Annotated in this window: 22 protein-coding genes, 1 tRNA gene, 3 pseudogenes and 1 other annotated feature; of the genes and pseudogenes, 20 read left to right on the top strand and 6 right to left on the bottom strand. The window is 62.5% G+C overall.

The genetic code is table 11. The annotated features are described in order from the left end of the window. The first annotated feature begins 159 nt into the window (after nt 1-159). From OKW41_RS26815 to OKW41_RS26785, 7 genes and pseudogenes are all read left to right on the top strand, one after another. Nucleotides 160-2097, top strand: coding sequence for an RICIN domain-containing protein (locus tag OKW41_RS26815; protein ID WP_429454346.1), 1938 nt, complete (start codon nt 160-162; stop codon nt 2095-2097). 114 nt (nt 2098-2211) lie between these two features. Next, nucleotides 2212-3296, top strand: a pseudogene (locus OKW41_RS26810) (IS3 family transposase); the annotation flags it as partial. Nucleotides 3297-3601: 305 nt separating this feature from the next. Beyond that, nucleotides 3602-3793: a hypothetical protein gene (locus OKW41_RS26805; RefSeq protein WP_187639681.1), complete on the top strand. Its 192-nt coding sequence runs from the start codon at nt 3602-3604 to the stop codon at nt 3791-3793. Further along, on the top strand, nt 3786-5855 hold the full coding sequence (locus tag OKW41_RS26800) for a recombinase family protein (protein WP_429572119.1): 2070 nt from the start codon (nt 3786-3788) through the stop codon (nt 5853-5855). Before OKW41_RS26805 ends, OKW41_RS26800 begins: the two co-directional genes overlap by 8 nt. A 174-nt stretch (nt 5856-6029) precedes the next feature. After that, nucleotides 6030-6233 (top strand): annotated as a pseudogene (locus tag OKW41_RS26795) (transposase); the annotation flags it as partial. Nucleotides 6234-6351: 118 nt separating this feature from the next. Next, nucleotides 6352-6657, top strand: a complete 306-nt coding sequence (locus tag OKW41_RS26790; RefSeq protein WP_429574498.1) for a hypothetical protein — start codon at nt 6352-6354, stop codon at nt 6655-6657. Between the two features lie 94 nt (nt 6658-6751). After that, complete coding sequence (locus tag OKW41_RS26785) at nt 6752-8131, top strand: IS4 family transposase (RefSeq protein WP_429443705.1); 1380 nt, start codon at nt 6752-6754, stop codon at nt 8129-8131. A gap of 59 nt (nt 8132-8190) precedes the next feature. On the opposite strand, the gene OKW41_RS26780 is transcribed toward OKW41_RS26785, so the two are convergent. From OKW41_RS26780 to acs, 5 genes and pseudogenes are all read right to left on the bottom strand, one after another. Next, a protein-coding gene (locus OKW41_RS26780) for an IS3 family transposase (protein WP_246530497.1) occupies nt 8191-9428 on the bottom strand; the annotation gives its coding sequence in 2 pieces (ribosomal slippage) (nt 8191-9125 and nt 9125-9428; 1239 coding nt in all). Then, nucleotides 9022-9138: a sequence feature (AL1L pseudoknot), on the bottom strand. (Overlaps the previous gene by 117 nt.) A 417-nt stretch (nt 9429-9845) precedes the next feature. Further along, nucleotides 9846-9936: transfer RNA gene (locus tag OKW41_RS26775), tRNA-Ser, on the bottom strand. Between the two features lie 70 nt (nt 9937-10006). Next, nucleotides 10007-12025, bottom strand: a complete 2019-nt coding sequence (locus OKW41_RS26770) for a sodium:solute symporter family protein (protein WP_429574497.1) — start codon at nt 12023-12025, stop codon at nt 10007-10009. Between the two features lie 4 nt (nt 12026-12029). After that, complete coding sequence (locus OKW41_RS26765) at nt 12030-12458, bottom strand: DUF4212 domain-containing protein (RefSeq protein WP_429454337.1); 429 nt, start codon at nt 12456-12458, stop codon at nt 12030-12032. 157 nt (nt 12459-12615) lie between these two features. Next, nucleotides 12616-14599, bottom strand: a pseudogene (gene acs / locus OKW41_RS26760) (acetate--CoA ligase). 473 nt (nt 14600-15072) lie between these two features. Between acs and OKW41_RS26755 the strand changes: the two are divergent. The 9 genes from OKW41_RS26755 (at nt 15073) to OKW41_RS26715 (ending at nt 22642) form a co-directional block, all read left to right on the top strand. Continuing rightward, the gene (locus OKW41_RS26755) at nt 15073-15975 is read left to right on the top strand and encodes a DMT family transporter (protein ID WP_429574496.1); all 903 of its coding nucleotides are present in this window, start codon (nt 15073-15075) and stop codon (nt 15973-15975) included. Nucleotides 15976-16182: 207 nt separating this feature from the next. Continuing rightward, entirely contained in the window at nt 16183-16668 is a 486-nt protein-coding gene (locus OKW41_RS26750) for a TIGR00645 family protein (RefSeq protein ID WP_429454331.1), read from the top strand. Between the two features lie 51 nt (nt 16669-16719). Next, entirely contained in the window at nt 16720-18243 is a 1524-nt protein-coding gene (locus OKW41_RS26745) for a fumarate hydratase (RefSeq protein WP_013089003.1), read from the top strand. A 200-nt stretch (nt 18244-18443) separates the two neighbouring features. Continuing rightward, nucleotides 18444-18923 (top strand): bacterioferritin, encoded by a 480-nt coding sequence (gene bfr, locus OKW41_RS26740; RefSeq protein WP_018418627.1) that lies wholly within the window; start codon nt 18444-18446, stop codon nt 18921-18923. A 164-nt stretch (nt 18924-19087) separates the two neighbouring features. Further along, on the top strand, nt 19088-19975 hold the full coding sequence (gene murI, locus OKW41_RS26735; protein WP_429574495.1) for a glutamate racemase: 888 nt from the start codon (nt 19088-19090) through the stop codon (nt 19973-19975). 149 nt (nt 19976-20124) lie between these two features. Then, nucleotides 20125-20379, top strand: a complete 255-nt coding sequence (locus tag OKW41_RS26730; protein WP_090803857.1) for a (2Fe-2S)-binding protein — start codon at nt 20125-20127, stop codon at nt 20377-20379. 332 nt (nt 20380-20711) lie between these two features. Beyond that, a complete protein-coding gene (locus OKW41_RS26725) occupies nt 20712-21446 on the top strand; it encodes an energy transducer TonB (protein ID WP_429574494.1) in 735 nt (244 codons plus the stop codon). 28 nt (nt 21447-21474) lie between these two features. Next, nucleotides 21475-22206, top strand: coding sequence for a MotA/TolQ/ExbB proton channel family protein (locus OKW41_RS26720; RefSeq protein ID WP_429574493.1), 732 nt, complete (start codon nt 21475-21477; stop codon nt 22204-22206). 16 nt (nt 22207-22222) lie between these two features. Continuing rightward, a complete protein-coding gene (locus tag OKW41_RS26715; protein ID WP_429574492.1) occupies nt 22223-22642 on the top strand; it encodes an ExbD/TolR family protein in 420 nt (139 codons plus the stop codon). Nucleotides 22643-23076: 434 nt separating this feature from the next. On the opposite strand, the gene OKW41_RS26710 is transcribed toward OKW41_RS26715, so the two are convergent. Further along, nucleotides 23077-24087 (bottom strand): LysR family transcriptional regulator, encoded by a 1011-nt coding sequence (locus OKW41_RS26710; protein WP_429454321.1) that lies wholly within the window; start codon nt 24085-24087, stop codon nt 23077-23079. Between the two features lie 122 nt (nt 24088-24209). On the opposite strand from OKW41_RS26710, the gene OKW41_RS26705 reads away from it, so the two are divergent. The 4 genes from OKW41_RS26705 to hemP all read left to right on the top strand — a co-directional run bounded on the left by OKW41_RS26705 (nt 24210) and on the right by hemP (nt 26703). Beyond that, nucleotides 24210-25088: a pirin family protein gene (locus tag OKW41_RS26705; RefSeq protein WP_429574491.1), complete on the top strand. Its 879-nt coding sequence runs from the start codon at nt 24210-24212 to the stop codon at nt 25086-25088. A 203-nt stretch (nt 25089-25291) separates the two neighbouring features. Further along, nucleotides 25292-25690 carry an OsmC family protein gene (locus tag OKW41_RS26700; RefSeq protein ID WP_429574490.1) on the top strand — a complete coding sequence of 133 codons (399 nt, stop codon included), beginning with the start codon at nt 25292-25294 and terminating at the stop codon, nt 25688-25690. 85 nt (nt 25691-25775) lie between these two features. After that, nucleotides 25776-26258 carry an SRPBCC family protein gene (locus tag OKW41_RS26695; RefSeq protein WP_429454314.1) on the top strand — a complete coding sequence of 161 codons (483 nt, stop codon included), beginning with the start codon at nt 25776-25778 and terminating at the stop codon, nt 26256-26258. A gap of 184 nt (nt 26259-26442) precedes the next feature. Next, entirely contained in the window at nt 26443-26703 is a 261-nt protein-coding gene (gene hemP, locus OKW41_RS26690; RefSeq protein ID WP_429454312.1) for a hemin uptake protein HemP, read from the top strand. Nucleotides 26704-26973 lie beyond the last annotated feature (270 nt).

Genomic DNA, 26973 nt, shown 5'->3' with positions numbered 1-26973 from the left:
TACGCTGGCGGAGCACCTCCTTGCCGCTGGCCGATGAAGTCCCGTACGTTCTGGAACACCTAGCCCAAGCTTGACTGCTTGGTCCCCGAGCAAGACAGCACCAAACAACAACCCACCACTGCCATGACTCATACTTGCCAACGATACGCTGGATGTAAGATGACACGCCTGCTTGGATGGATTGGCGCCGCTTGCATGGCCATAACCATGATGCTGTCCGGGCCGGCGGCGGCACAGTCCAACGCCGCAGTCAGCACGCTGCGCCCCAGCGGAACGACGCTGTGTACCGATGTCACAGGAATTTCGCAGTCAGACGGAGCGGCAGTGATTGTCTGGACGTGCAATGGCCAAGCCAACCAAAGTTGGCAGCTCCAACCGGTCGGCACCGCGTATCAGCTCATTGCTCAGCACAGCGGCAAATGCCTGGACATCACGGGAATTAGCTTTGACGCGGGCGCCCCGGCGATTCAGTGGGCCTGCAACGGGCAACCGAACCAGCAGTTCACGCTGCGCCAGCAAGGTACGGGCTATGCGATCGTGGCGGCGCACAGCAGCAAGTGTCTCGTCGCTCAGGGGGGGGGGAATCCGCAGGCAGGCCAGCAAGTCGTGCAGATGCCATGCGACGGCAGCGCGAGCCAGACCTGGGAAATCGATGGCCTGCACACCCCGCCTCCGCAGGCCGTCACCTTGCCGTCAAGCTGGACGGCGCCGCAAGCACTTCCGATCGTGCCGGTCGCGGCAGCCAACTTGCCCAACGGCAAGGTACTGACGTGGTCCTCCTGGGACCCCCTCAATTTCGGCGGCGACGGTGGCCAGACCTATACCGTTATTTTTGACCCTGCCACGGGAAATTCCTCTGAAATGCTTGTAAGCAACACCGGCCACGACATGTTCTGTCCTGGCATTGCGAATCTTCCCGACGGCCGGATTTTCGTCAATGGTGGTTCCAGCGATACCAAGACTAGTATCTTCGATCCCGCCACGCTCTCGTGGTCCGCCGGCCCGCTGATGAACATTGGCCGCGGATACAATGGCAGCGTCACGCTGACCAATGGCGGCGTATTTACCCTGGGCGGGTCGTGGGACGTCAACAAGGGTAACAAGAATGGCGAAACCTGGCTCCCAGGTACTGGCTGGCAACTCAACTCTGCAGTGTTTGCCACCGAAATCCTCACCGCTGATGGTGCCGGCATTTACCGCGCGGATAACCATGCCTGGATGTTTGCCGTGTCCAATGGCCGTGTATTTCACGCAGGTCCAAGCAAAAGCATGCACTGGATCGACACGGCCGGCAGCGGCAGTATTACCTGGGCCGGCGAGCGCGGCGGGGACGCCGATGCAATGAACGGCAACGCAGTCATGTACGATATCGGCAAGATCCTCACCATAGGCGGCGCGCCGAGTTACGATAGCACTTGGGCAAGTGCGAACGCCAATCTCATTGATATCAACGGTGGCACGGCCAAGGTGCGCCAGGTCGCCGCGATGGCCTATGCACGGGCTTTCCATAACAGTGTGGTGCTGCCGAACGGCCAAGTTGTGGTGATCGGCGGCCAGACCTACCCGAGGCCGTTCTCCGATGACGAAGCCGTGCTCACCGCTGAGCTTTGGGATCCGGCCACAGAGACATTTCAGCTGCTGGCGCCGATGGCCACGCCGCGAACTTACCACAGCGTGGCCCTGCTGCTGCCCGACGGACGTGTGCTGAGCGGCGGTGGCGGCCTCTGCGGCACCTGCTCGGCCAACCATCCGAGTGTCGAGATCCTGACGCCGCCCTATCTGCTGAATCCGGACGGCTCGGCGGCAACGCGACCCGTCATCGTCTCCGCACCGTCGGAGGTCAGCCTCGGTACTTCCATCGCCGTCACCACCAATGGGCCCGTGACCAACTTCTCGCTCCTCCGCATGGCATCGGCAACGCACTCGCTGGACAACGAGCAGCGCCGGGTCCCGGTGAAGTTCACCACCGGTACGGCGGGCGAATACCTGATCAATATCCCGTCCGATCCGGGCATCGTCGTCCCCGGCTATTACATGCTGTTTGCTCTCAATAACAAGGGCGTGCCCAGCGTCGCAAAGACGTTGCGCATTTACTGAGGATGGCGGCGATGTGCGGACGTGATCAGAGGTGGCCGGGCGAATTCGGACAGCGGGATAGGTGGAACGCCCGGGGCTTGAGCCAGCGAAAATGCAGGCAAAGGAACCGAGGACATGACGAAGAGAACCCGACGCAAGCACTCAGCGGCGTTCAAGGCGAAAGTGGCGCTGCCGGCAGTCAAAGGCGAGCGCACGCTGGCCGAACTGGCGCAGCAGTTCGATGTGCACCCGAACCAGATCACGGAATGGAAACGGCAGCTGCAGGAGCGTGCGGCCGACGTGTCTGGAACGGCGGGCGTGGTATCGAACGAGCCGCCGGTAGACGTGAAGACCCTACACGCCAGGATCGGCCAGCTTTCTCTGGAAAATGATTTTTCAAGCGGCGCGCTCAACAAGGCGGGATTGCTGGGCGCAAAGCGATGGTTGACCGTGGCCATCAGTTACCGGTGTCGCAACAGGCAAAGCTCGTCGGCATTGCCAGATCGAGTGCGTACTATCGGCCGCGGCAGGTCAGCGAGGCTGACCAGAACTTGATGCGCCGGATCGACGGGCTGCACCTGGAGTTTGCGTTCGCCGGAGCGCGAATGCTGGTCCGGCTGTTGCGCCGGGAAGACCATGGGGTGGGTCGCCGTCGCGTGCGCACGCTCATGAAGCGTATGGGTGTGAAAGCGCTTTACTGCAAGCCCAACACGAGCCGACGCAACGCGCAGCACAAGATCTGGCCGTACCTGTTGCGCGGCATGAAGATCGAGCGCGCCAATCAGGTCTTCGCACCCGACACAACGTACATTCCCATGGCGCGTGGCTTCGTCTATCTGACGGCGGTAGTAGATTGGGCGAGTCGCAAGGTTCTTGCACACCGGGTGGCCATGACGCCGGAGGCAATACATGCCGTGGAGGCGCTGGAAGAAGCATTCGCCCGCTACGGGCTGCCAGACATCGTGAACACCGATCAGGCTAGCCAGTTCACGGCGGCCGCGTTCACCGATGCCGTACCTGAGCGCGGCGTGCGGCTGTCGATGGACGGCAAAGGCGCCTGGCGCGACAACGTGTTCGTCGAGCGCGTCTGGCGCAGCACCAAGTACGAAGAAGTGTACCTGAGGGCCTACGAGTCGGTCAGCCACGCCCGGCGCTCCATTGGCGACTACATCGAGCTATACAAGCCGTCAACACAACGCCCATATCGGCGAATCAAAGGAGGTTCTCTACCGCTGGCACCCGTGGTACGGGCACACGGTATGGATTTTCACCACGATAGAGAGGAAGAACGCCGAGTCAGTGCTGCGCTGTGGGCGAGAGCCGTTCGACACGGCGGGCTTGCTGGAGGTGCCGCAATGGATGTTCGATCCCGTTGCCTGCTGTCGCATTACCTCGGCAACGTCTCCCGCCGTCAGCTGTGAAGCATTGAGGGAACTGAAGTACCTGTTGGCGCAGGCGCCTGCTGCCACGCCGCGCGGTATGGTACAAGCCGAGCACCATCCTTTGCTCCGTACAGGAGGTGCTGATGCGACGCCAGACAAACCCCCAACCGGGCGGTCAACTCGACCTGTTCCGTCTCTTTCCGAAGACACCACAATGGGAGCACCTGCCGCAAGAGGTCCGGCAGCAGACGGTGCGTTTGCTGGCGCAGCTGCTGCGGCAACACCGTCGCGGGCTGCTCGCCGCCGTACACGAGCCGGAGGTGCGCGATGAGTGACAAGATTCGGGCGCAGCATCTGGCGCGCAAGGCCATGCTGTACGTGCGCCAGTCGTCGGCCTACCAGGTCAGCCACAATCTGGAGAGCCAGAAGCTGCAGTATGCGATGCAGGATCGTCTGCATCAGTTGGGCTGGAACGAGATCGAGGTGATCGACGAGGATCTGGGACGCTCTGCGGCCGGAACGCAAACGCGCACGGGCTTCGAACGGATGGTCGCAGAGGTCTGTCTTGGGCACGTCGGCGCAGTTGCCGCTCGCGAGGTTTCACGATTCGCGCGCAACAGTCGCGAGTGGCAGCAACTGGTTGAGGTGTGCCGCGTCGTCGACACGGTGCTCGTCGATCAGGAGACCGTCTACTCACCGCGGCAGAGCAACGATCGTTTGCTGCTCGGCTTGAAGGGCAGCCTGAACGAATACGAGCTGGATCTGTTGCGTCAGCGTTCGCTCGAAGCTCGTCGGGAGAAGGCCAAACGCGGCGAACTCATTGTCGCGGCGCCGGTGGGTTACTGCAAGACCGAAGACCAGCGCCTGGAGAAGGATCCGGATTTGCGCGTGCAGGACGCCATCCGCTCAGTATTCCGCCAGTTCGGCGCGATTGGTTCGGTGCGTCAGACGTTGTTATGGTTCCTGGAGCACGGCCTGCAGTTGCCGGCATGCATGCCGCGCGGCGAAATCCAATGGAAACGGCCGAGCTACGGCACGGTGTACCGGATCCTGACCAACCCGATCTACGGTGGCACGTATGCCTATGGCAAAACCGAATGCGCGATCCATTACGAGGCTGGGGAACCACGCAAACGTGATCGCCGCAAACCACGGGATCAGTGGCTTGCGCTCATTCCGAATGCCCACGAAGGGTACGTTGACTGGGACGAATTCGAACGGATCCAGTGTGCCATTAGCGGCAACCTGCGTCTGGCCGGACACGCTGGCGCCCCGAAGAACGGTGAGGCCCTGCTGGCGGGACTATTGCGCTGCAGGCGCTGCGCGAGCAAGCTGACGCTACACTACACGGGTAACAGGCACGACGCCTTGCGCTATAGCTGTCATCGCGGCTGGATGGACAAGGGGCAACCGCGTTGTATTGCGTTCGGTGGCACACGCGCGGACGCGGCCATCGCCGAGGCGGTCTTGCAGGTCGTTCAACCGGCGGCAATTGAGGCAGCAATCGTGGCGCGCGAAGAAGAGACCCTGAAGCAGGACGAAGTGCTGGCCGCGTTGCAGCGGGATCTTCAGGCTGCACGCTACGCCGCGCAACGCGCGCAGAAACAGTACGATGCTGCTGACCCCGAGAACCGGCTCGTCGCCGACGAACTGGAGCGGCGCTGGAATCATGCGCTACTACGCGTAGAGGAACTGGAATCGCGTATCGAGCAACAGTCGCGCACATCCGGCCAGATACCGCCTACCCAGCCAGAGGAGTTTGCCGATCTTGCCACTGCATTGGAATCGATCTGGCCGCAGGCCGACGCCCGCCTGAAGAAGCGCATAGTGCGCACCCTGATCCACGAAGTCGTCGTTGACGTTGACGACGCAACGAGCGAAATCGTGCTCGTCATTCACTGGAAGGGCGGAGTACATACCGAGATTCGCGTGCCGCGGCGGCGCCGCGGAGAGAACACTACGCATACGTCACGTGAAGCAATTGATGCCGTGCGCCAGCTTGTCCGTATCTGTCCGGATCTGGTGATCGCCGGCGTACTCAATCGCAATGACCTGCGAACCGGCCGGGGTAACTTCTGGACCCAGGAGCGAGTCACCGCGTTGCGCAGCCACCATCAGATCCCGGTCTATTCGAGCGAACGACGTGCTGCTGAAGGATGGATGACGTTGACCGAGGCATCGGCGTTCATCGGTGTGAGCCCCGGAACGCTCAGGCTCGCAGTTGAGCGCAACAAGATCCCAGCCGAACATCCGTTACCCGACGGGCCATGGATCTTCAATCGCAATTCGCTGACCGGGGACGCAGTTACGGAACTCGTCGGACGGGCTCGCGCACGGCGTGGACACCCCACAATACCAACGACACAACAGGGCTCTCTAGATTTATCAACAACATAGCGAGGTTGGGCAGTATGAAACGCACTTGTACAACCGGAAACGGCCCCATTCGAGCCTGGCGGATCGCACGCCGGATGAGGCATACTTCGCGACGCTGCCAGCGATCAAATCGGCAGCATGATTGCCCCGGACGCTCCACTTAAAAATCTCGGAAAACTGTCCGAACGAGCGAAGCCACCTCTTCCCTGGCAACGCGGCTCAAACGAAAACACGAATGGGCTTCTGAGGCAATACTTCCCTAAGGGTACTGATCTCTCCGTCTACTCGCAGGACAGACTGAATGCCGTAGCCAGGCGGCTCAACGAACGTCCCCGAAAAACACTAAACTTCGACACGCCGGCTGAGCGATTTAACCCAATCGTTGCATCGACCGGTTGAATCCGCCGCTTTGATTGGCCTGTTGTTTCTCGTGCTGCTTTACACGGTCGCGCCGGCGATGCAACGCGGTCATCCGGCCACGCACCAGTGGCAGGCCCTAACACGATAAGGAGGTTGCATGGACACGCACAAGTTCGTACTTGCGCTGGAGGGCGAAGGTATGGATCCCGACCAGGCAGCCATCATCGCCCACGAGATATACGCGATCTATGCTCACTCCGGACTGGGTGGAGTCTATAAACCCGTGGACTATGGCGATCTTGAAATGCTTCGCGCGAAGGCAGATCTTGTGCGAGCCGAGAAAGAAGCGCGACTCCAGGCGCTACTCGCGATGAGAGCTGACGACGCCGTGCAACAAGCGTACTGGATGGGCGAAATGAAGCGGATTGAACCGCCCCGGGTTTCCCCTCAGGATTACCCATAAGTCGCTCGCGACTGTGCGATTGAAGGGCGATGGCTTGTAAACGGTGACGACCGATGTTAACTTTGATCCGGTTCGTGATCTGTGATGTCGGGCATTGTCGGACACATCTGACCTTGATGATTGGGCAAATGAAGAGTTTGGCGCCGCCGAGCTCGGCGACGCTCGCCTGACCAGACGGCTCGTGACGCTGGCACGCAAGCTTTCGTTGGGCCCACATTGCTCTTTTCCGCAGTCGTTCAATGGTTCGGAGCTGAAGGCGGCATATCGTTTTTTCGACAACCCGCACGTGGATGTCGATGGCGTGCTGGGTGGGCACATCGGTCAAACGCTGTGTCGTATGCAACAGGTGCCAGTCGTCCTTGCTGTTCAGGACACCACCGAGTTCAATTTGTCTCATCTGCGGGCAACCGAAGGTCTGGGATATGGCTCCGATCCACATGTGCGTGGTTTCCTGATACACAGTCTGCTTGCGCTCACGCCAGAGGGGCTGCCACTCGGGGTGATCGGGATGAAGACCTGGATACGCAGGCACGAGGAGTTGGGCAAGAAACATCTGCGTGGGCAACGAACCGTACAACAGAAAGAGAGCGCGAAATGGCTCGAAGGCATCGAGCAACTGGGCGTACTCAAGACGCACTGTCCGTGCACGCATGTCATCGGCGTGAGCGACCGTGAAGGCGATGTCTATGACGTGTTCCTGGCGCAGCGGCCTGCCGGTGTCGACTGGTTGGTGCGCGCGTCGTGGAACCGACGCGTTGCTCACCCCGATCGATATTTGTGGGAAACCGTGCTGGCCTCGCCAGTGCTTGGAGAGGCGCAACTGCAGGTGCCTGCACGCGAAAACCGCCAGGCACGCACCGCACGGCTGGTTGTGCGCTGCATGCCCGTACGCCTTCGTCCGCCGCAAAATCGTCGTCGCGAGAAGCTTCCCGAAATTGAAGTGTTTGCAATTCATGCACAGGAAACGAACTTGGACGAAGGAGCAGAGCCATTGGAATGGCTTCTACTGACTTCGGTGCCTACGCAAACACACGCAGAGGCCCTCGAGCGTCTTGCATGGTATGCGCGCCGATGGACGATTGAATCGTGGCATCGTGTGCTTAAAAGTGGCTGTCGCATTGAAGCCCGCCAATTTGGCAATCTCGATCGATTCGTCCGCGCCACCGCATTGTTCGCCGTCGTAAGCTGGAGGATCCTGTACTCCATGTTGCTTGCCAGGCTTGATGGCAACCTGCCATGCGAAGTATTGCTGCAGCCAATCGAGTGGCGAGCCCTCTACTGTCGTACGCATGGCAGTACCGAAATACCTGATAAACCGCCGTCACTCGCGCAGGTCATCTTGTGGATCGCCAGACTCGGCGGATATCTCGCTCGAAAGCATGATCGTCCACCTGGTCCTACCGTCATCTGGCGTGGATTTCTTGTCCTGCACGAAATCACGATGATGTACCGAATATTCAGGCAAAACGAATAGCACCATCACATTACTTGTGGGTAATCCTGAGGGGTTTCCCGGAGGCTGTTTTGCTTGAGTCACGCCGCGATGGCGGACCCAGCGAGTTTTGAATAATAAGCGGCTTCTGCCTCAGCAGGTGGAATGTTGCCGATGGGGCCGAAGAGCCGACGATTGTTGAACCAGTCGACCCATTCGAGCGTCGCAATTTCAACGGCCTGCGGATTGCGCCATGGTCCGAGGCGATGGATCACCTCTGCCTTGTACAAGCCGTTGATCGTTTCCGCCAGTGCGTTATCGTAGGAGTCGCCCACGCTGCCCACTGACGGCTCAATGCCAGCCTCGACCAGCCGATCCGTATAGCGGATCGATACGTATTGCACGCCGCGGTCGCTGTGATGTATCAACCCGTCCTGCTGCGCCGGCTGTCGCTCGTACAAGGCCTGCTCCAGTGCGTCCAGAACGAAGTCCGTGCGCGCCGAGCTCGACACACGCCAGCCGACAATGCGTCGGGCGAACACGTCAATGATGAACGCGACATAGACGAAGCCCTGCCAGCTCGATACATAGGTAAAATCTGACACCCACAGCGCATTGGGCCGTTCGGCCGTGAATTGCCGGTTCACGAGATCCTTCGGGCACGGCGTCGAGCCATCGCTCACTGTCGTGCGTACCGTCTTGCCCCGCACCACACCGCGCAGGCCCATCTGCTTCATCAGCCGCTCGACCGTGCAGCGCGCCGCGACAATGCCTTCCCGCTTCAATTGCGTCCAGACCTTGTCTGCGCCATACACCTGGAAATTTTCTTCCCACACGCGCCGGATCTCATCCTTGAGCATCCTGTCGCGCTGGGCCCGCGGCGGCACCAGGCCTGGATTGACGCGGCGGGCCACATGCGTGTAGTACGTCGACGGGGCAATTGGCAGCACCCTGCAGATCGGCTCGACCCCGTAGACGTGCCGGTGATCATCGATGAACGTGATCATCACTTCGGTCGGCGGTCGAGCTCCGCCTGTGCGAAATATGCTGACGCCTTGCGCAGGATTTCATTAACCTGGCGCAGCTCACGGTTCTCCCGCTCCAGTTCCTTGAGCCGATCCTGCTCCTGCGTGCTTGTGCCCGGGCGCAAACCCCGATCCCGCTCTTCCTTGCGCACCCAGCTACGCAGCGTTTCACCCGAGCAGCCAAATTTCGCTGCGATCGACGCGATCACTTTCCATTGCGATTCGCGGTCGCCCTGGTGTTCCAGCACCATTCGCACAGCCCGCTCACGAACTTCCGGCGAGTACCTTGGGGACTTCTTCTTGGTGTTTTCCATAGCTCCATTTTCTCAAGAAGTGGAGCCTCCGGAAATCCCGGGCCGGTTCAGATCGAAGGAGAGAGAAGGAAGCGCGGCTTCATCAGATGAGCGGTTCCAGACTCCGCAGCCGAATGGCGATTCAGGCAGACGATTGCCTCCGAACCTGACCGGTTGCATGGCCGCCGGGAGTTGGCATTGCCGGCCGGGACCCAGGCGGCGTTCCGCGAAGTCGGCAACGGCAACAGGTATCACGCGCGCGCGTGTCGCCGCCAATGCTCAATGCAAACGGGATGGTTTCAACCCATGGTGGCAACGTGGCGTGCGCCGACCCCTGTACCGACGGGCCACGACCCGCAACCACAGTTTGGCGTATGGTGGGTTGTTTGGTGGGTAGAAACGAAAAACGGGCCAAGAGGCCCGTATTCATTGATATCCTGGCGGAGAGACGGGGATTCGAACCCCGGATAGGTTATTAACCTATACACGCTTTCCAGGCGTGCGACTTAAACCGCTCATCCATCTCTCCGGCGGGGAGCCGAATTATAGCAAACTTCGCGCCCTGCGCCACACCCTGGCCAAAGCCCCGCGCAAACCGCCTACGGATGCCGGATATAGTCGACTAGCGCGATCGTATAAGCGTCCGCCTTTCGATCGATCAAACTCACCCCGATCGCCACGAGAAAACCCGCCGGCACACCGAACACGCCCGAACTGATCGGCTCGATGCCAAACCAGCGCGCACCTGTGAATCCCGTCATCTGCGTGAAGAACGGATACGTCGACACGATGTAGTAGATGCACACGACGAGCCCCGCGACCATCCCTGCCACCGCGCCGAGCCGCGTCGTGCGTTTCCAGAACACGCCGAGCACGAGCGCCGGAAACAGACTCGACGCCGCCAGCGAAAACGCCGCCCCGACCAGAAACAGAATATTCCCCGTATTCAGCGACGCCACGTACGACGCGAACAATGCGACACCCAGCAGCAGAATCTTCGAGATCGTCACGCGCCGCTGGCTCGACGCGTTCGGATCGACCATGTGGTAGTACACGTCGTGCGATAGCGCGTTCGCGATCGTCAGCAGCAGACCATCCGCGGTCGATAGCGCCGCCGCGAGCGCCCCCGCCGCGATCAAGCCCGACATCACATACGGCAGCCCCGCGATCTCAGGCGCCGCGAGCACGACCATATCAGGCTGCATCTGGATCTCGCTCCAGCGCACGATACCGTCGCCGTTCGTATCGGCGAGGCTGATCAGGCTCGGTTCGACCTTGCGCCATTGCATCAGCCACTGCGGCAGATCGGCGAAATGATGGCCGACCAGATTCGACAGGATCTCGTACTTGATCAGCACCGCCAGCACCGGCACGGTCAGATAGAACAGCGCGACGAAAAAGAGCGTCCAGCCGACCGAGCGGCGCGCCGACGCCACCGAAGTCGTCGTGTTATAGCGCGTCAGGATATGCGGCAGGCTCGCCGTGCCAAGCGACAGACACAGCAGCAGCGATAGAAAGTTGCGCGCGTGCGTGCTCCGGTCTTCCTCACCGACAGCAGGAAACGGTTCCTGCATCGGCACCGGCGCGGTCGCCCGCATCAGCATGTCGTCGCGCTTCTGACTCCAGACGATCTGCGCGGCGGCGGCATCGCGCGGAAACTGTTCGAGCGCGCGCTCGAGCTCCTTGATCTCGCGCAACGGACCGTTATGGCGGCGCAGATCGCCGACCTCCTGCGTGAGCCGCTGCTTTTCGTCGATGAACGATTGCGGCAGCGTATCGAGCCGCAGTTGCATCAACGCGGCGCGGCGTCGATAGTCGTCGCGCACGCGCTCCTCGAGCGGCGCGTCGCGCACCTGTTTCTCGAGCCCTTCCATGCGCTCCATCAGGCGTCCATAGCTGAATTGCGGCACCCAGCCGAGGCCGTCTTTGTGCGCGATCATAGATACCGGTATCAGCATCGCGAGGATCAGGATGATGTACTGCGCGACCTGGGTCCACGTAACGGCACGCATGCCGCCCAGAAACGAGCACACCAGAATGCCCGCGAGCCCGCAGAAAATGCCGACCGCGAAATCGACGCCGATAAAGCGCGTCGCGATCAGCCCGACGCCCTGGATCTGCGCGACCAGATAAACGAACGAGCACAGGATCGCGGCGAGCGCCGCGAGGCCGCGCACCGCGTTGCTCGAATAGCGCGTGCCGAGAAAATCGGGAATCGTGTAGCGCGCGAGCTTGCGCACATACGGCGCGAGCAGGAACGCGACGAGGCAATAGCCGCCGGTCCAGCCCATCAGGTACGCGAGGCCGTCGTAGCCGGTCGCGTAGATCGAGCCGGCCAGACCGATGAACGACGCGGCCGACAACCAGTCGGCCGCGGTCGCCATACCGTTGAACGCCGACGGCACGCGCCGCCCCGCCACGTAGTATTCGACCAGGTCGGACGTGCGCGACAGCACGCCGATCACCGCATACACCGCGATCGGCACGAACAGGAACACATAGCCGATCCACACCCCGGGACCGGTGCTGCGCTCGATGCGCCACATCACGTAGACGAACAGCAGAAAGCCGAGCGTATAGAGCGCGTACGAGCGGATCAGCCGATGCGTGAGCTTCATCGGCTCAGCGCCCGCGCGCGGCCGGCGCGGCCGTGCCGATCGTGACGTCATCGTTCGCGCCGCTGGTGGAATCCGCGGCGGGACCGCTTGCCGCATCGCGCTGCGAATCCGCTTCGAACGCGTGCTGCAACTGACGATCGGCGCGCTGCATCAGCACGATATAGACGACGATCAACGCGAGGTAGATCAGAATCGCGCCTTGTGCGCCAAAGTAGAACGGCAGCCTGAAGCCGCCTGCGTGCACCTGCGCGAGCGCGGGCGCCAGCAATGGCACGACGAAGGAGACGAAGAAGCCAAGCGTCATCAGCACCGCGATCAGCGCGAGGTTGAAACGCCAGTACTTGCGATGCGCGAGCGCCATCGCCGCCGAGACCGGTGGCGGTTCGGGCGGGGGGTTCAACCTGGCGTGGGAGGATAGGTGCGGCGCGGCCATGCGCCTATGTATCAAAAAGGCATCGGCGAGGCAATCGGGATTGTCCGCGCAACGCCGTGACGCAAGCCGTCCACTCGAATAACGGGTCTGCGCGGCGTGCCCGCAAGCGTGTCGATCGACACGCCGCCGCCGTCCGCGCAGACCCGCTTACAACGCTTTAAATCGACTCGCCGAGCTGATCGAGAATCGCCGGGTTTTCCAGCGTCGACACGTCCTGGGTGATTTCCTCGCCCTTCGCGAGCGAACGCAACAGACGACGCATGATCTTGCCCGAACGCGTCTTCGGCAGGTTCTCGCCGAAGCGGATGTCCTTCGGCTTCGCGATCGGACCGATCTCCTTGCCGACCCAGTTGCGCAGGTCGTTCGCGAGCTTCACGGCCTCTTCGCCTTGCGGACGCGCACGCTTCAGCACCACGAACGCGCACACCGCCTCGCCGGTCGTCGCATCGGGGCGGCCCACCACGGCGGCTTCCGCGACGAGCGGATTGGCCACCAGTGCCGACTCGATCTCCATGGTGCCGAGACGATGGCCCGACACGTTCAGCACGTCGTCGATGCGGCCCATGATCGTGAAGTAGCCGGTCTCCTTGTCGCGCACCGCGCCGTCGCCGGCGAGGTAGAGCCTGCCGCCGAGCTCGTCGGGGAAGTAGCTCTTCTTGTAGCGGTCCGGATCGCCCCACACGTTGCGCAGCATCGCCGGCCACGGACGCTTGACCACCAGAATGCCGCCCTGCCCGTTCGGTACGTCCTGCCCGGTTTCGTCGACGACCGCCGCCATGATGCCCGGCAGCGGCAACGTGCACGAACCCGGCACGAGCGGCGTCGCGCCCGGCATCGGCGCGATCATGTGGCCGCCGGTCTCGGTCTGCCACCAGGTATCGACGATCGGACAGCGGCCGCCGCCGACGTTCTCGTAGTACCACACCCACGCTTCCGGATTGATCGGTTCGCCGACCGTGCCGATGATGCGCAACGTCGACAGGTCGTAGCTCTTCGGATGCACTTTAGCGTCGGCCTCGGAGGCCTTGATCAGCGAGCGGATCGCAGTGGGAGCCGTATAGAACAGCGTGACCCTGTGCTTCGCGATCATCTGCCAGAAGCGCCCGGCGTCCGGATAGGTCGGCACGCCCTCGAACACGATCTGGGTGCCGCCAAGCGTGAGCGGCCCGTACGTAATGTAGCTATGGCCGGTGATCCAGCCGATGTCGGCGGTACACCAGAACACGTCGGAGGGGCGCCAGTCGAAGGTCCACTTCAGCGTTTGCGCGGCCCACAGCAGATAGCCGCCGGTGCTGTGCTGCACGCCCTTCGGCTTGCCGGTCGAGCCCGACGTATAGAGAATGAAGAGCGGATGCTCGGCGTCGACCCATTCGGGCACGCACTGGTCCGACTCGCCCTGTGTGAGTTCGTGCATCCACAGGTCGCGCCCTGCGTCCCACGCGACCTTGCCGCCGGTGCGCTGGTACACGATCACGCTCCTGACCTTCTCGCAGCCGCCGAGCGCGAGCGCTTCGTCGGCGATGTTCTTCAGCGGCAAAGCCTTGCCGCCGCGCATCTGTTCGTCCGACGTGATCAGCGCGACCGCGCCGACGTCGACGAGCCGCTCGTTGAGCGACTTCGACGAGAAACCGCCGAACACGACCGAGTGCGTCGCGCCGATCCGCGCGCACGCCTGCATCGCGACGATGCCCTCGATCGACATCGGCATATAGATGACGACCGGGTCGCCTTTCTTCACGCCGCGTTTTTTCAGCGCATTCGCGAAGCGCGATACGCGTTGCAACAGGTCCTGATAGGTGACGTTGGTGACGGTACCGTCGTCGGCTTCGAACACGATCGCGACGCGCTCACCGTTGCCGGCATCGACGTGACGGTCGATGCTGTTATACGACGCGTTCAGCTGGCCGTCTTCGAACCACGTGTAGAACGGCGCCTTCGATTCGTCGAGCACCTTCGTAAACGGCTTGTGCCAACTCAGCGTCTCCTTCGCGAGACGCCCCCAGAAGCCTTCGTAGTCGCGCTCCGCTTCGGCGGCGAGCGCCCGGTACGCGTCCATGCCGGAGATCGTGGCACCCTTCGCAGTGTCAGCGGAGGGGCGGAAAAACGCGGCGTTCCTGAAGAACCGATTCAATCGCAGACATCGACAACCCCTTGGTGAAGATGAAACGTAAAACCTGTACCGGCGCGCGTCGGGCGCGCGGGCCTTATCCTGTTCGAGCCGCCACGAGCGGCGCTGTCTCCCACCTCGCGATACCATCAAACGCGCGTGCGTGCGGCATCGCAACATCCGTGCATGCGGGCGCCCTGCCCGACCTTATCCCGCGTCAAGGCTTAACCATATGCGCTGCAACTTACCGGCCACTTACGCGCATCGTATTGATCTGCAAGCGAAAACCCTTAGATCGCGCCCGCCATCGACGCAGTTACGCGTTGATCAGACGAGATGCGCGCGAAAAAGATCGCCCGTTCTACAGAGCCTTCTACGCTCACTCGCAGCACATTGCATACCGCTGATGCGAACTCGACGCACCGCCAGCGCGCCCGCTTTCGCACCCTTACGCTGTCTCGCACGGCCTTTTACAATGCTAACTGAACTAGCCGTCCGGATTCCAGCTTGAATCGCTACGCCCTGCTTCTCATTACCTCGATGCTGCTCGTCGGCAGCAATGTCGGAATCGGTAAATCGATCGTCGCCTTCGTCCCCGTCCCGCTGTTCGCGCTGCTGCGTTTCATAATCGCGATGGCCGTGCTTTGGCCGCTGTTGCGCGTGACCAAACTGCGCCGCGTCAAACGCGATGAATGGATCAACCTGTTTTTGCAGGCGCTATTCGGCACCTTCGGTTTCACGCTGCTGATGCTCAACGGCGTCGCCCGTACCAGCGCGGTCGCGGCCGGCGTGATCACGAGCACGATTCCGGCTGTCGTCGCGCTGCTGTCGTGGCTGATCCTGAAGGAGCGGCCGGATGGCCGCGCGCTCGCGTCGATCGCGCTGGCGATCGTCGGCGTCGTCGTCATCAATGTCGCGCACGTCCAGGCGGGCGCGGATGCGACGGCCGGCACCGGCTCGCTCGCGGGCAACTTCATGGTGCTCGGTGCCGTGTGCTGCGAATCGCTGTACATCATTCTGTCCCGCCGCCTCACGCAGACGCTCGCGCCGATCGAAATTTGCGCGTACACGCATCTGTTCGGCCTGCTGCTGATGCTGCCGCTCGGCGCCGGCGCGCTCGCACATTTCGACTATCGCGCGGTGCCGTCGAGCGTCTGGATGCTGGTGTTGTGGTACGGGCTGTCGGCCAGCATCTTCTCGTTCTGGCTGTGGATGAAAGGCATCCGTCACGTGCCAGGCAGTCTTGCCGGCGTGTTCAGCGCGGTGCTGCCGGTCGCCGCGGCACTATACGGCATCGAGTTCGTCGGCGAGCGGCCCACGCTCGCGCATGGCATCGCGCTTGCCTGCGTGGTCGCCGGTATCGGCCTCGCGAGCCTGAAGGCGCGCAGCGTGCCGCCGGTCGCATCGTAATTCTGGTGTGGCGGGCGCACTGTCCGCCGCAAAGCAGCAGATTCGACCGACGCTGTACAATAGCGCGCCTGACGCGAGTCTCGCGCCCCTTGGATGGCCGCGCCCCGCACCGCCGTCGGCGCCTGGCCCCTGTTCCGTCACCCGCGCTTCATCTGACCGTTGCCTATGTCCGCTTCGCGACTCGCCTCCGCCCGTCCGCGCCGCCCCATGCGCGCGCTGCCCCACCTCGTTTTCATGAGCCGCTGGCTGCAGGTGCCGCTGTACCTCGGGCTGATCGTCGCGCAGGCGGTCTACGTCGTGCTATTCCTGAAGGAAGTCTGGCATCTGGTCACCGACTCGATGAAGCTCGACGAAACCAGCATCATGCTCGTCGTGCTGGGCCTGATCGACGTGGTGATGATCTCGAACCTGCTGATCATGGTGATCATCGGCGGCTATGAAACGTTCGTATCGCGCCTCGGCCTCGACGGTCATCCGGACGAACCGGAATGGCTCGATCACGTGAACGCCGGCGTGCTGAAAGTGAAGCTGTCGATGGCGCTGATCAGCATTTCGTCGATCCATCTGCTGAAGACCTTCATCAGCCCCGACCAGAACACCACGCACACGCACCCCAAACATTTCGAAGGGCCCGCGGCATTGCACGCCGTGGGCGGCATCAAGGTTTCCACTCCCATGAAGGCGCAAGACTGACCGCACCGTGCTGCGATCCGACAACAAGCGCCACTCCCCACTGAGCTAGCCATGACCGTCATCAAACAGGAAGACCTGATTCAGAGCATCGCTGATTCGCTGCAGTACATCAGCTACTACCATCCGCTCGACTACATCGAAGCGCTCGGCCGCGCGTACGAGCTCGAACAGAGCCCCGCAGCGAAGGACGCGATCGCGCAGATCCTGACCAACAGCCGCATGTGCGCCGAAGGCAAGCGCCCGATCTGCCAGGACACCGGCATCGTCACGGTGTTCGTGAAGGTCGGTATGGACGTGCGTTGGGACGGCGCCACGATGAGCGTCACCGACATGATCAACGAAGGCGTGCGCCGCGGTTATCTGAATCCGGACAACGTGCTGCGCGCATCGATCGTGAGCCCGCCCGAAGGCGCGCGCAAGAACACCAAGGACAACACGCCGGCCGTGATCCACTACGAGATCGTGCCGGGTAACACCGTCGACGTGCAGGTCGCGGCCAAGGGTGGCGGCTCGGAGAACAAGTCGAAGTTCGCGATGCTGAACCCGTCGGATTCGATCGTCGACTGGATCCTGAAGACCGTGCCGACGATGGGCGCGGGCTGGTGCCCGCCGGGCATGCTCGGCATCGGCATCGGCGGCACCGCTGAGAAAGCGATGGTGATGGCGAAGGAATCGCTGATGGACCCGATCGACATTCAGGACGTGATCGCGCGCGGCCCGAAGGACTGGATCGAAGAGCTGCGCGTGGAGTTGCACGAGAAGGTCAACGCACTCGGTATCGGCGCGCAGGGCCTCGGCGGTCTGTCCACGGTGCTCGACGTCAAGATCATGGCCGCGCCGACGCACGCCGCGTCCAAGCCGATCGCGATCATCCCGAACTGTGCGGCGACGCGCCACGCGCACTTCACGCTCGACGGTTCGGGCGTCGCCAAGCTCGAAGCGCCGTCGCTCGACGCATGGCCGAAGGTGCACTGGGAACCGAACACCGAAACCAGCAAGCGCGTCGACCTCAACACGCTGACGCCGGAAGAAGTGGCGGGCTGGAAGCCGGGCCAGACGCTGCTGCTGTCGGGCAAGATGTTGACGGGCCGCGACGCCGCGCACAAGCGCATCGCCGACATGCTCGCGAAGGGCGAGAAGCTGCCGGTCGATTTCACGAACCGCGTGATCTACTACGTCGGCCCGGTCGATCCGGTGCGCGACGAAGCGGTCGGCCCGGCGGGCCCGACCACTGCGACGCGGATGGACAAGTTCACCGAGACGATGCTCGCGCAAACGGGCCTCATTTCGATGATCGGCAAGGCCGAGCGAGGCCCGGTCGCGATCGAGGCGATCAAGAAGCACAAGGCAGCGTATCTGATGGCCGTCGGCGGTGCGGCGTACCTCGTGTCGAAGGCGATCCGCAGCGCGAAGGTGCTCGCGTTCGAAGACCTCGGCATGGAAGCGATCTACGAGTTCGACGTGCAGGACATGCCGGTCACGGTCGCCGTCGATTCGAACGGCACCTCCGTGCACCAGACCGGCCCGAAGGAATGGCAAGCCAAGATCGGCAAGATTCCGGTCGCCACGGCTTGATGAGTCGCGATTAACGCTACTCAGGTCAGTCGAAAAGCCGGGGCCGCGATCCCGGCTGTTTCTTTTCGTCGTCATGCACGCGCAAGGCGCCGCACGCACGAGACCGCCAACGCTGCCAAAAGTTGTATCGGATTTCTTGGCTTTTTTGGACATGACGTTTATTGTTGTTGGAAATTCAAGGTCCCGAAAAAGGAAATAACATGCAAGGCGACAAGAAGGTCATCGAGTATCTGAACGCGCAGTTGAAGAACGAACTGACCGCGATCAATCAATACTTCCTGCATGCCCGAATGTACGGCCACTGGGGCCTCGACAAGCTCGGCAAGCACGAGTACGACGAGTCGATCGGCGAAATGAAGCATGCCGACATGCTGATCGAACGGATCTTCATGCTCGACGGTCTGCCGAATCTGCAGGACCTGCACAAGCTGCTGATCGGTGAGGAAACCAAAGAGATCCTCGAATGCGATCTGAAGCTCGAACAGATTTCGCAAGGCACCTGCAAGGAGGCGATTGCCTACTGCGAATCGGTGCGCGATTTCATCTCGCGCGAAATCTTCACGAAGATTCTCGACGACACCGAAGAGCACATCGACTGGCTCGAAACCCAGCTCGATCTGATCGACAAGGTCGGTATCCAGAACTACCAGCAAAGCGCGATGGGCTCGGTCGAGTCCTGATCGAAGCACGCTGAAGCATCCCGCGCGGTAGCGGCACGACGCCTGCCCAGCAGGCATTCGCGCCGGACCGTACCGCACGGGCGATATACTTGCGCGCTTGTTCGCGCCTCACCGTGGTTTCACCCTTTTCGCCGACCGCCACTTCACGCTCGTTTTCTTCGCCTATGCCCGCCCCTTCGTCGTCCCCGACTGTCCGCAGTGTTGCCGCTGGCGCCGCGTCGCAGGCGCCGATCGGCATTTTCGATTCGGGGCTCGGCGGCCTGTCCGTGCTGCGCGCGGTGCGCGCGCAACTGCCTGACGAGGCGTTGCTGTATGTCGCCGATTCGCTGTACGCGCCCTACGGCGAGCGCGACGACGACTTCATCACCGACCGCACCCTGGCCATCGGCGAATGGCTCGCCGCACAAGGCGCGAAGGCGCTCGTGGTCGCATGCAATACGGCGACCGCGCAGTCGATCGCGCTGGTGCGCGAAAAGCTGCCGATTCCGCTCGTCGGCGTCGAGCCGGGTGTCAAGCCCGCCGCGCTGCAATCGAAAAGCCGCGTCGCCGGCGTGCTCGCGACCCAGGCGACACTGCGCAGCGCCCGCTTCCAGGGGCTGCTCGAACGCTACGCCGCCGACTGCCGCTTTCTGTGCCAGCCCGGCCACGGGCTCGTGCAGGCGGTCGAGCGTTGCGACGTCGGCTCGGCCGAGCTGCAGGCACTGCTGCGCAGCTACCTGGAACCGATGCTCGACGCGGGCGCCGACACGCTGGTGCTCGGCTGCACCCATTACCCCTTTCTCGACGCGGCGATCCGCGACATCGTCGGCGAGCGGCTCGCGCTGATCGACACGAGCGTGGCGATCGCGCGTCAGCTCGAACGCGTGCTCGAGCAGCACGGCCTGCGCGCCGCCGCGTCGGCCGGTGCCACGCCGCTGCCGCGCTTCTTTTCCACCGACGACGGCATCCATCAGCAGCAACTCGCCGCCACGCTGCTGCGGATCGAGGCCGCGGTCGAGCAGGTATCGATTCCGTCGGGCCGCACGGCCGCATCGGATTCTCGCGCCGCCTAGCGCCGGCAACCGGCGCGCGCCCCGCCCTTCCTTCCGACGAAATCCATTCTTAGAGTCTGGTTTTGTTACAAAAAATCGCACGGGAAACTTGCCAAACGAACCAAACAAAATGATAATAATTCGCATTAACGTTAGCTATGACGCCTGCCATGATCGTCTGTGTCTGCAAATCCGTATCCGACCGCACAATCCGCTCCTCGATTGCGGACGGCATCGACTCGTTCGACGAGTTGCAGTTTGAACTCGGCGTCGCCTCGTGCTGCGGCAAATGCGAGGAATCCGTGCGTGACGTGATGCTGCAAAGCGGCGTCTGCGCGAGCCGTTGCGGCGTGGTCGAGCATCGGCAGGTGCAGAGCGTCGCCGAGGTCGTGCAAGTCGCGTTCTACGAGCGCAAGGCAGCCTGAGCTCTAAATTAGCAGGGCCCGGTGCAGGCCGTGTCGGTGCGTCTAAAAGCCCCTCTGCTTCACGCACGCTTTATCTAGCGCTCCCATGCGACGTTGAATGCGCCGCACGTCTGCAACACAACCGCAGTACTGTCCGCCGTACTGCGTTATCCCACTGCCGTCAGCAAGCCAGTACTCGTACCAGCCAGCTACCCCGCTCCCCCTTCGAAAGGAGTTCGAGATGGAATTGCTGATTGGTTTCGTGACTATTTTGTTCATTTCGCTGCTGATTTTCCGAACATGACGATGTCCTGTCTGACGCGCCGCCCGCACGGTGCGCTGCCACACTGACCATGCAGGCTCCGCATCCCATTTCCGCCGGCGCCCCGCTGGCGTCGTCCACCCGACCGAATTCCCGCGCGCTGACGGCCACTGCCATAGTCGCCGCGGTTCACGTCGCTCTGCTCGCCGTGATCATGACGCTGCGTCACGAGCCTGTACCGGTCGCGCTCGAATCGCACGTGATGACCGCCGAACTGCTGCCGCCCGCGCCGCTCGCCGCGCCGGTCGCGTTGCAATCGATCGCTCCGCCGCCCCGGCCAACGCCGCCCGTCCATACGAGGCCGAAAGCCCAGCCGAAGCCGACTCCGACGCCCGAGCCGACGCCAACTCCGTTGCCACAGGCCGCTGCGCCATCGCCGACGCCGGTCGCGGCGCCCGATCCGACGCCGCCAGCGCCCGCCGCGCCGGCGACACCGCCCACCGCGGCAGCGCCCGCGATCGGCAAGCCGACGATGGAAATCAGCGCGCCGAAAAACGTGTCGCACCTCGATTGCAATATCAGCCAGCCCGAATACCCGACTCTATCGCGGCGCCGCGGCGAATCCGGCACCGCGTACGTGCACTTCGTCGTCGGTCTGACCGGCAAGCTCGAGAACATCGAGTTGAAGAAAAGCAGCGGCTTTAGCCGTCTCGACGACGCGGCCTTGGCCGCCGTACGCGCGAGCGCCTGCAAACCGTATCTCGAGAACGGCGAGCCCGTCAGGGCCGCGTACACCCAGCCTTTCAACTTCAATCTGACCGACTGAAGCAAGATTTCAAAAACAAGGAATTGCAATGCAAAACTACGGATTGGCACACGTGTGGGCGCAAGGGGATTTCGTGACGCGCGGTATCGCGCTCGCGCTATTGATCATGTCGGTGATGTCGTGGAGCGTGATCGTCGTCAAAGGCTGGAACGTGATGCGCCTGAAGCGCCTGACGAAGAACGCCGAGCAGGCGTTCTGGCATTCGGACGACCTCGCCGACGGCGTGAAGAAGCTCGGCGGCGGCGCCTCGACGCCGCATGACAACCCGTTCCTCGCGCTCGCGCTGTCGGGCCAGGAAGCGGCCGACCATCATCACCAGACGCAGCCGCATCTGCACGACCGCATGGACGTGTCGGACTGGATCACGCGCTGCCTGAAAGACACGATGGACGAAAGCGTCGCGCGGATGCAGAGCGGTCTCGCGATTCTTGCGTCGATCGGCAGCACCGCGCCGTTCGCCGGCCTGTTCGGCACGGTCTGGGGCATCTATCACGCGCTGCTCGCGATCGGCGCGAGCGGCCAGTCGTCGATCGACCAGGTCGCCGGCCCGGTCGGCGAAGCGCTGATCATGACCGCGTTTGGTCTGTTCGTCGCGATTCCGGCGGTGCTCGGCTACAACGCGCTGACGCGCGCCAACAAGGCGATCGTCGCGAAGCTGAGCCGCTTCGCTCACGGCCTGCATGCGTTCTTCGTGACCGGTGCCCGTCTGTCGTCGACCAGGCGCGGCGACGGCCTGCGTCTCGCAACCCGCGCCAACTGATCGACGAGGCATTCCAATGGCAATGAGCCCCTTCGCCGGAGACGATGACGACGGCCTGATGAACGAGATCAACATGACGCCGCTCGTCGACGTGATGCTGGTTCTGCTGATCGTCTTCATGGTGACGATTCCGGTGATCCGTCACGCGGTCAAGATCGATCTGCCGCACGCGAGCAGTCAGAGGGAAGACACGAAGCCCGCGCAGGTGACGGTGTCGATCGACGCGGACGGCAACGTGCTGTGGGACAGCACCAAGGTCGACGAGGCGGCGCTCGCCGCGAAGATCGCCGCGGCCGCGCAGGCGAGGCCGCAGCCGGAGTTGCATCTCGATGCGGACCGCAAGGTGCCGTACGAGAAGGTCGCTCAGGTGATGTCCGCCGCGCAGGCTGGCGGACTGACGAAGATCGGTTTCGTCACGCAGCCGAAAGCGGAGTAAACGGTAACGTGGCACGCGGAGCGGCGAGCGGAGCAGCGCGCTCGTCCACGGGAAAACCCTTTTAAACAGGGCCAAAAAGTAAAAGGCCTTCATCGTCGGATGAAGGCCTTTTTTTGTGCGCACTTGGCGCCTTCGGGCGGCGGGATCATTTGCCATCGGCCGAAGACTGATAGCTTTTATCACCGCATGCGAGGGCCGTGGTCGACACGGACAACGCGGTCAGCCCTATCAGGCCCGCTATGATAGCGGCCATGAGTTTTCGCATAGGACACTCCTTAGCGAAAGGGATTTCACTATATGCCTGTGTGCGCGCGCATTCAAGCAAACGACCATTGAAAGTAATCATGACAGGCCGCGCTTAAATGCTAAAAACGATTTCCGAAGCGCGCTAGCGGCCCGCGGCGCACCGTGCCCCCTTAAGTTGCCACAGAGCCTCATGAAACCGCCGCCGACGCAGCGGAGGACGCGCTCGCCACCGATGCCTGCGCCGCCGCTTTTTCGGCGCGCTCAGGACACTCGCCGATGATGTGCTTGCCCTCATCCGGATCGAGCATCTCGACCAGATAATCGACGAACGCGCGCACGGCCGGCACCATCCCCTGACGCGACACGAACACCGCGTACAACTGCGGCGTCGGAAAACTCCAGCCCGGCATCACGGGCGACAACTGCCCCGCTCTCAACGCGGCTCCATACATCATCTCCGGCAATGCGGCGATGCCGACGCCGGCGAGCACCGCCTCGCGAATCGTCATCAGATCGGCGGTCACGAGGCGCGGCTCGTGTTCGTGAGCATGGCGCGTGCCGTCGGGCGAGATCAGGTTGTACACGTGGCGGCCGTCGCTCGTCGGCACGTCGAGTGTTTCGAAGCGGTTCAGGTCGCCTGGCGTCAGCGGCGGCGCATTCTGCTGCAGCAGGCTCGGCGCGCCGACCAGCATCTGCTCGGTGCGCCACAGCGGCCGCACGACGATGTTCGCGTTTTCCGGCGGATCCGAACGCACGCGCAGTGCGACGTCGATCGAATCCTCGAACAGATCGACCACGCGATTCGTCACGCGCATCACGACGCGCACCTCCGGAAAGCGGTGCATGAATTCCGGCAGGATCGTCGACAGAATCGTCTGCGAGATCGTGACCGGCACGCTGACGCGCACCGTGCCGCGCGGCGACGAGCGCAGCTGCTGCACGACATTGACCGCCGCCTGCGCTTCGCTGAGCATCGCCTGACAGTGCTGGTAGAACAGCTGCCCCGCTTCGGTCAGTGCGAGCTTGCGAGTGGAACGCTGCAACAGGCGCACGCCGAGCGACGCCTCCAGCTCCGTGAGCCGACGCGACAGGCGCGACTTCGAGATGCCCAGCACCCGCTCGGCGGCCGAAAATCCGCCATGTTCAACGACCTGCGAAAAGTACATGAGGTCGTTCAGATTGTGTGAATCGATCTTCATCTCATCGTTCCATGAATAGAACAATCCATTGCTGAGGGACGGCTGGCACCGCCAAAAACGGTCCCTATAATAGCTCCATGTTTCAGAAATCGCGCTATTCCCCATTTTTCGAGGTGATATTGATGACTACGTCACGCACGATCGAACGCACGTTCCCGTCGGTTCGCACAGTGGAGGGCGGCGGATTCATCGTTCATCGACCGTTTCCGACGCGTCTGCTGATGGACTTCGATCCGTTCCTGCTGCTCGACGAAATGGGGCCGGTCGACTATGCGCCAGGCGAGGCCATCGGCGCGCCCGATCATCCGCATCGCGGCTTCGAGACGGTCACCTATGTGCTCGAGGGCCAGTTCGGCCACAAGGATTCGGCGGGCCATTCCGGCACGCTGCACGCCGGTGACGTGCAATGGATGACCGCGGGCGCGGGCGTCGTGCATAGCGAAATGCCGGACCCGGAATTCACGCGCACCGGCGGTCGCGTGCACGGCCTGCAGCTATGGGTGAACCTGCCGCGTCGCGACAAGATGATCGCGCCGCGCTACCAGGAAATTCCGTCGACACGCATTGCGGCCACGACGTCCGAAGACGGTCAGGTGCGCGTGAAGGTCATCGCGGGCGAAGCGCTCGGCGTCAAGGCCGCGATCGAAACGCGCACGCCGATCCTGTATCAGCATTTCTCGTTGCAGCCGGGCGCGACGATCCGCCAGCCGGTACCGGCCGACTATCGCGTGTTCGCGTATGGGCTGTCCGGCAAGGGCGTGTATGGCGAAGGCGACGCGCGCGCGGACATCGACGCGCGCACGATGGTGGTGTTTGCCAACGACGGCGACGCGGTGACCATCACGGCCGGCGACGAACCACTCGAAGTGCTGCTGCTCGGCGGCGTGCCACTGAAGGAACCGGTGGTGCGCTATGGCCCGTTCGTGATGAATACCGAAGACGAGATCCGTCAGGCGGTGATCGACTATCAGGCCGGCCGGATGGGCGCGATCACGCACTGACAGGCGAGCGCCTGCCGCGCGTTTGTCACGCCTGTCGGCGCGAGGCGAAGCTTGCCACCAGCCACGCGCGCCGCCAAATCATCCGCCACGGGCCGCGAACGCCGGTAAATTCGTTCACAATAACGGCTCATGTCGCGCGGCCCGCGTTGATTTCGACAGTCCGCGGCGCGCGACGCTATTAGATCCCTAGCAGAGGAGCGCGCATGGCAGAGCTCACCGTCACCGCCCACATCGGTTCGACGAATTTCCAGGTCGTGTTCGACGACGGCAAGCACACCTGGCTTGCCGACGAACCCGAATCGCTAGGCGGCGGCAACCGCGGCCCGACGCCGGTCTCGCTGCTGCTATCGAGCCTCGGCGCTTGTACGTCGATCACGCTAAAGATGTACGCGCAGCGCAAAGGCTGGCCGCTCGCGGGCGTACGCGTCAAACTGTCGATGGAAACCGGCGACGCGGGCTCGACGATCGACCGTCAGATCATGCTCGATGGCGAACTCTCCGGCGAGCAGCGGGAACGGCTTTTGCAAATTGCCAATGCGTGCCCGGTGCACAAGATCCTCACGCACACGATCTCGATCCGCTCCGCGCTCGCGGTCGCTTAACAGCCGCAGCAAACGCGCATAGGACGATCGGACGCCGGCCGTTCGGGTCACGGGTATTGCAATATTTTCATAGGACGCAGTCGTCTTGAATTTCGAACACCTTATTCAGATCAACGATCCGTTGAATCCCCTCGTCGAATCGATGACCCGCGAGCAGCTGTGGGAAGGGCTCGTGCTGCGCGCAGAGCAGCCGCAACTGTTCGTGATTGGTCTCGACAGCTGCACGATCCTGTCGCGCGACGGCAATGTGCTCGAGCGTGAGTTGCACTACGGCCAGGCCACCGTGCGCGATCGCGTCACGCTGCAGGAAAGCGAAAGCGTGCGCTACGACATCCTGCCGACCGCCGAGCACGTCGGCGGCTCACTGACGATGACGATCGAGCAGCCCGATGAGCTGCAGTTGTTCCTACGCTTCGAGTACGCGACCACGCTGCCCGTCTCGACCGACCAGGACGCCGTGCAGACGCAGGAGATCGTCAAGTCCGCGTATCGCGAGAACGATATCGATACGGTGCGGCTGATCCGCCAGTACGTCGCGGCCGGGCAGGAACCGGGACCGTTGCACTGACATACCGCGCGGGCGCCCTGCCCGCGCTTTCGCGGGGCCATGTCAGAATGGCTTCCAGAATCGCCATCTAGACGCACTTTCATTCAGCTATCAAAAGTCGGATCCGATCAATTTCTCGATCTTGTAAATAGGAATGGTTATCATTTAGAATTATCACATCGAATCGACGAACAAGCTAAAACGAATGACCGATATGACTCGCTCCTCCACGCTCAGCCTGCGCCGCTCGGCGGCCGCGCTAAACAGCCGCCCGAAATCGTCGACGACGGCCGCGCCCGCGGCGAAACCCGGCGCGCAACGCACCACCAGCCAGAGCGAGACGTCGGAACGGGTCGTGCGCAGCGACGCGCTGCTGCAAGGCCATAGTCACATCAGCATCGTGCACAACGGCGACACGTATCAACTGCGTGCGACGCGCCTCGGCAAGCTGATCCTGACGAAGTAGCAAGGCAACACGAGGTAAGTACCGGGTATTGTGGGGACCACCTCCCAGAGAGGTGTTAGGCATTAGCCAGCCACGACGGCTTGCACGCGAGAACTAGACCCCTTCGTGCAGACACCAAGCCAGCCGTCGCAGCAAGCCAGGCCGCTTTTTTGGTTCTCGCTCGAAAGCCGATGCGCGCAACGGCGTACATCGCTGAAAATGATAAAGCCGTGGGGTGTCACCATCCCACGGCTTTTTGTTTGCGCTTGCGCCTGCGTTCGCACCGGACAC

Origin of the sequence: Paraburkholderia sp. UCT70, from assembly GCF_050434085.1 — a bacterium.
In the GTDB taxonomy this organism is placed as follows: domain Bacteria; phylum Pseudomonadota; class Gammaproteobacteria; order Burkholderiales; family Burkholderiaceae; genus Paraburkholderia; species Paraburkholderia tuberum.
The sequence above is the reverse complement of the archived record's forward strand: the minus strand, read 5'-3'. Positions and strand labels throughout refer to the sequence as shown.

Bases quoted from the DNA above. Each gene is read 5' to 3' on its own strand.
- OKW41_RS26815 (WP_429454346.1), top strand. From the start codon at position 160: ATGACACGCCTGCTTGGATGGATTGGCGCCGCTTGCATGGCCATAACC.
- OKW41_RS26805 (WP_187639681.1), top strand. From the start codon at position 3,602: ATGCGACGCCAGACAAACCCCCAACCGGGCGGTCAACTCGACCTGTTC.
- OKW41_RS26800 (WP_429572119.1), top strand. From the start codon at position 3,786: ATGAGTGACAAGATTCGGGCGCAGCATCTGGCGCGCAAGGCCATGCTG.
- OKW41_RS26790 (WP_429574498.1), top strand. From the start codon at position 6,352: ATGGACACGCACAAGTTCGTACTTGCGCTGGAGGGCGAAGGTATGGAT.
- OKW41_RS26770 (WP_429574497.1), bottom strand. From the start codon at position 12,025: ATGAAGCTCACGCATCGGCTGATCCGCTCGTACGCGCTCTATACGCTC.
- OKW41_RS26765 (WP_429454337.1), bottom strand. From the start codon at position 12,458: ATGGCCGCGCCGCACCTATCCTCCCACGCCAGGTTGAACCCCCCGCCC.
- OKW41_RS26750 (WP_429454331.1), top strand. From the start codon at position 16,183: ATGCGCGCGCTGCCCCACCTCGTTTTCATGAGCCGCTGGCTGCAGGTG.
- OKW41_RS26745 (WP_013089003.1), top strand. From the start codon at position 16,720: ATGACCGTCATCAAACAGGAAGACCTGATTCAGAGCATCGCTGATTCG.
- bfr (WP_018418627.1), top strand. From the start codon at position 18,444: ATGCAAGGCGACAAGAAGGTCATCGAGTATCTGAACGCGCAGTTGAAG.
- murI (WP_429574495.1), top strand. From the start codon at position 19,088: ATGCCCGCCCCTTCGTCGTCCCCGACTGTCCGCAGTGTTGCCGCTGGC.
- OKW41_RS26730 (WP_090803857.1), top strand. From the start codon at position 20,125: ATGATCGTCTGTGTCTGCAAATCCGTATCCGACCGCACAATCCGCTCC.
- OKW41_RS26725 (WP_429574494.1), top strand. From the start codon at position 20,712: ATGCAGGCTCCGCATCCCATTTCCGCCGGCGCCCCGCTGGCGTCGTCC.
- OKW41_RS26720 (WP_429574493.1), top strand. From the start codon at position 21,475: ATGCAAAACTACGGATTGGCACACGTGTGGGCGCAAGGGGATTTCGTG.
- OKW41_RS26715 (WP_429574492.1), top strand. From the start codon at position 22,223: ATGGCAATGAGCCCCTTCGCCGGAGACGATGACGACGGCCTGATGAAC.
- OKW41_RS26710 (WP_429454321.1), bottom strand. From the start codon at position 24,087: ATGAAGATCGATTCACACAATCTGAACGACCTCATGTACTTTTCGCAG.
- OKW41_RS26705 (WP_429574491.1), top strand. From the start codon at position 24,210: ATGACTACGTCACGCACGATCGAACGCACGTTCCCGTCGGTTCGCACA.
- OKW41_RS26700 (WP_429574490.1), top strand. From the start codon at position 25,292: ATGGCAGAGCTCACCGTCACCGCCCACATCGGTTCGACGAATTTCCAG.
- hemP (WP_429454312.1), top strand. From the start codon at position 26,443: ATGACCGATATGACTCGCTCCTCCACGCTCAGCCTGCGCCGCTCGGCG.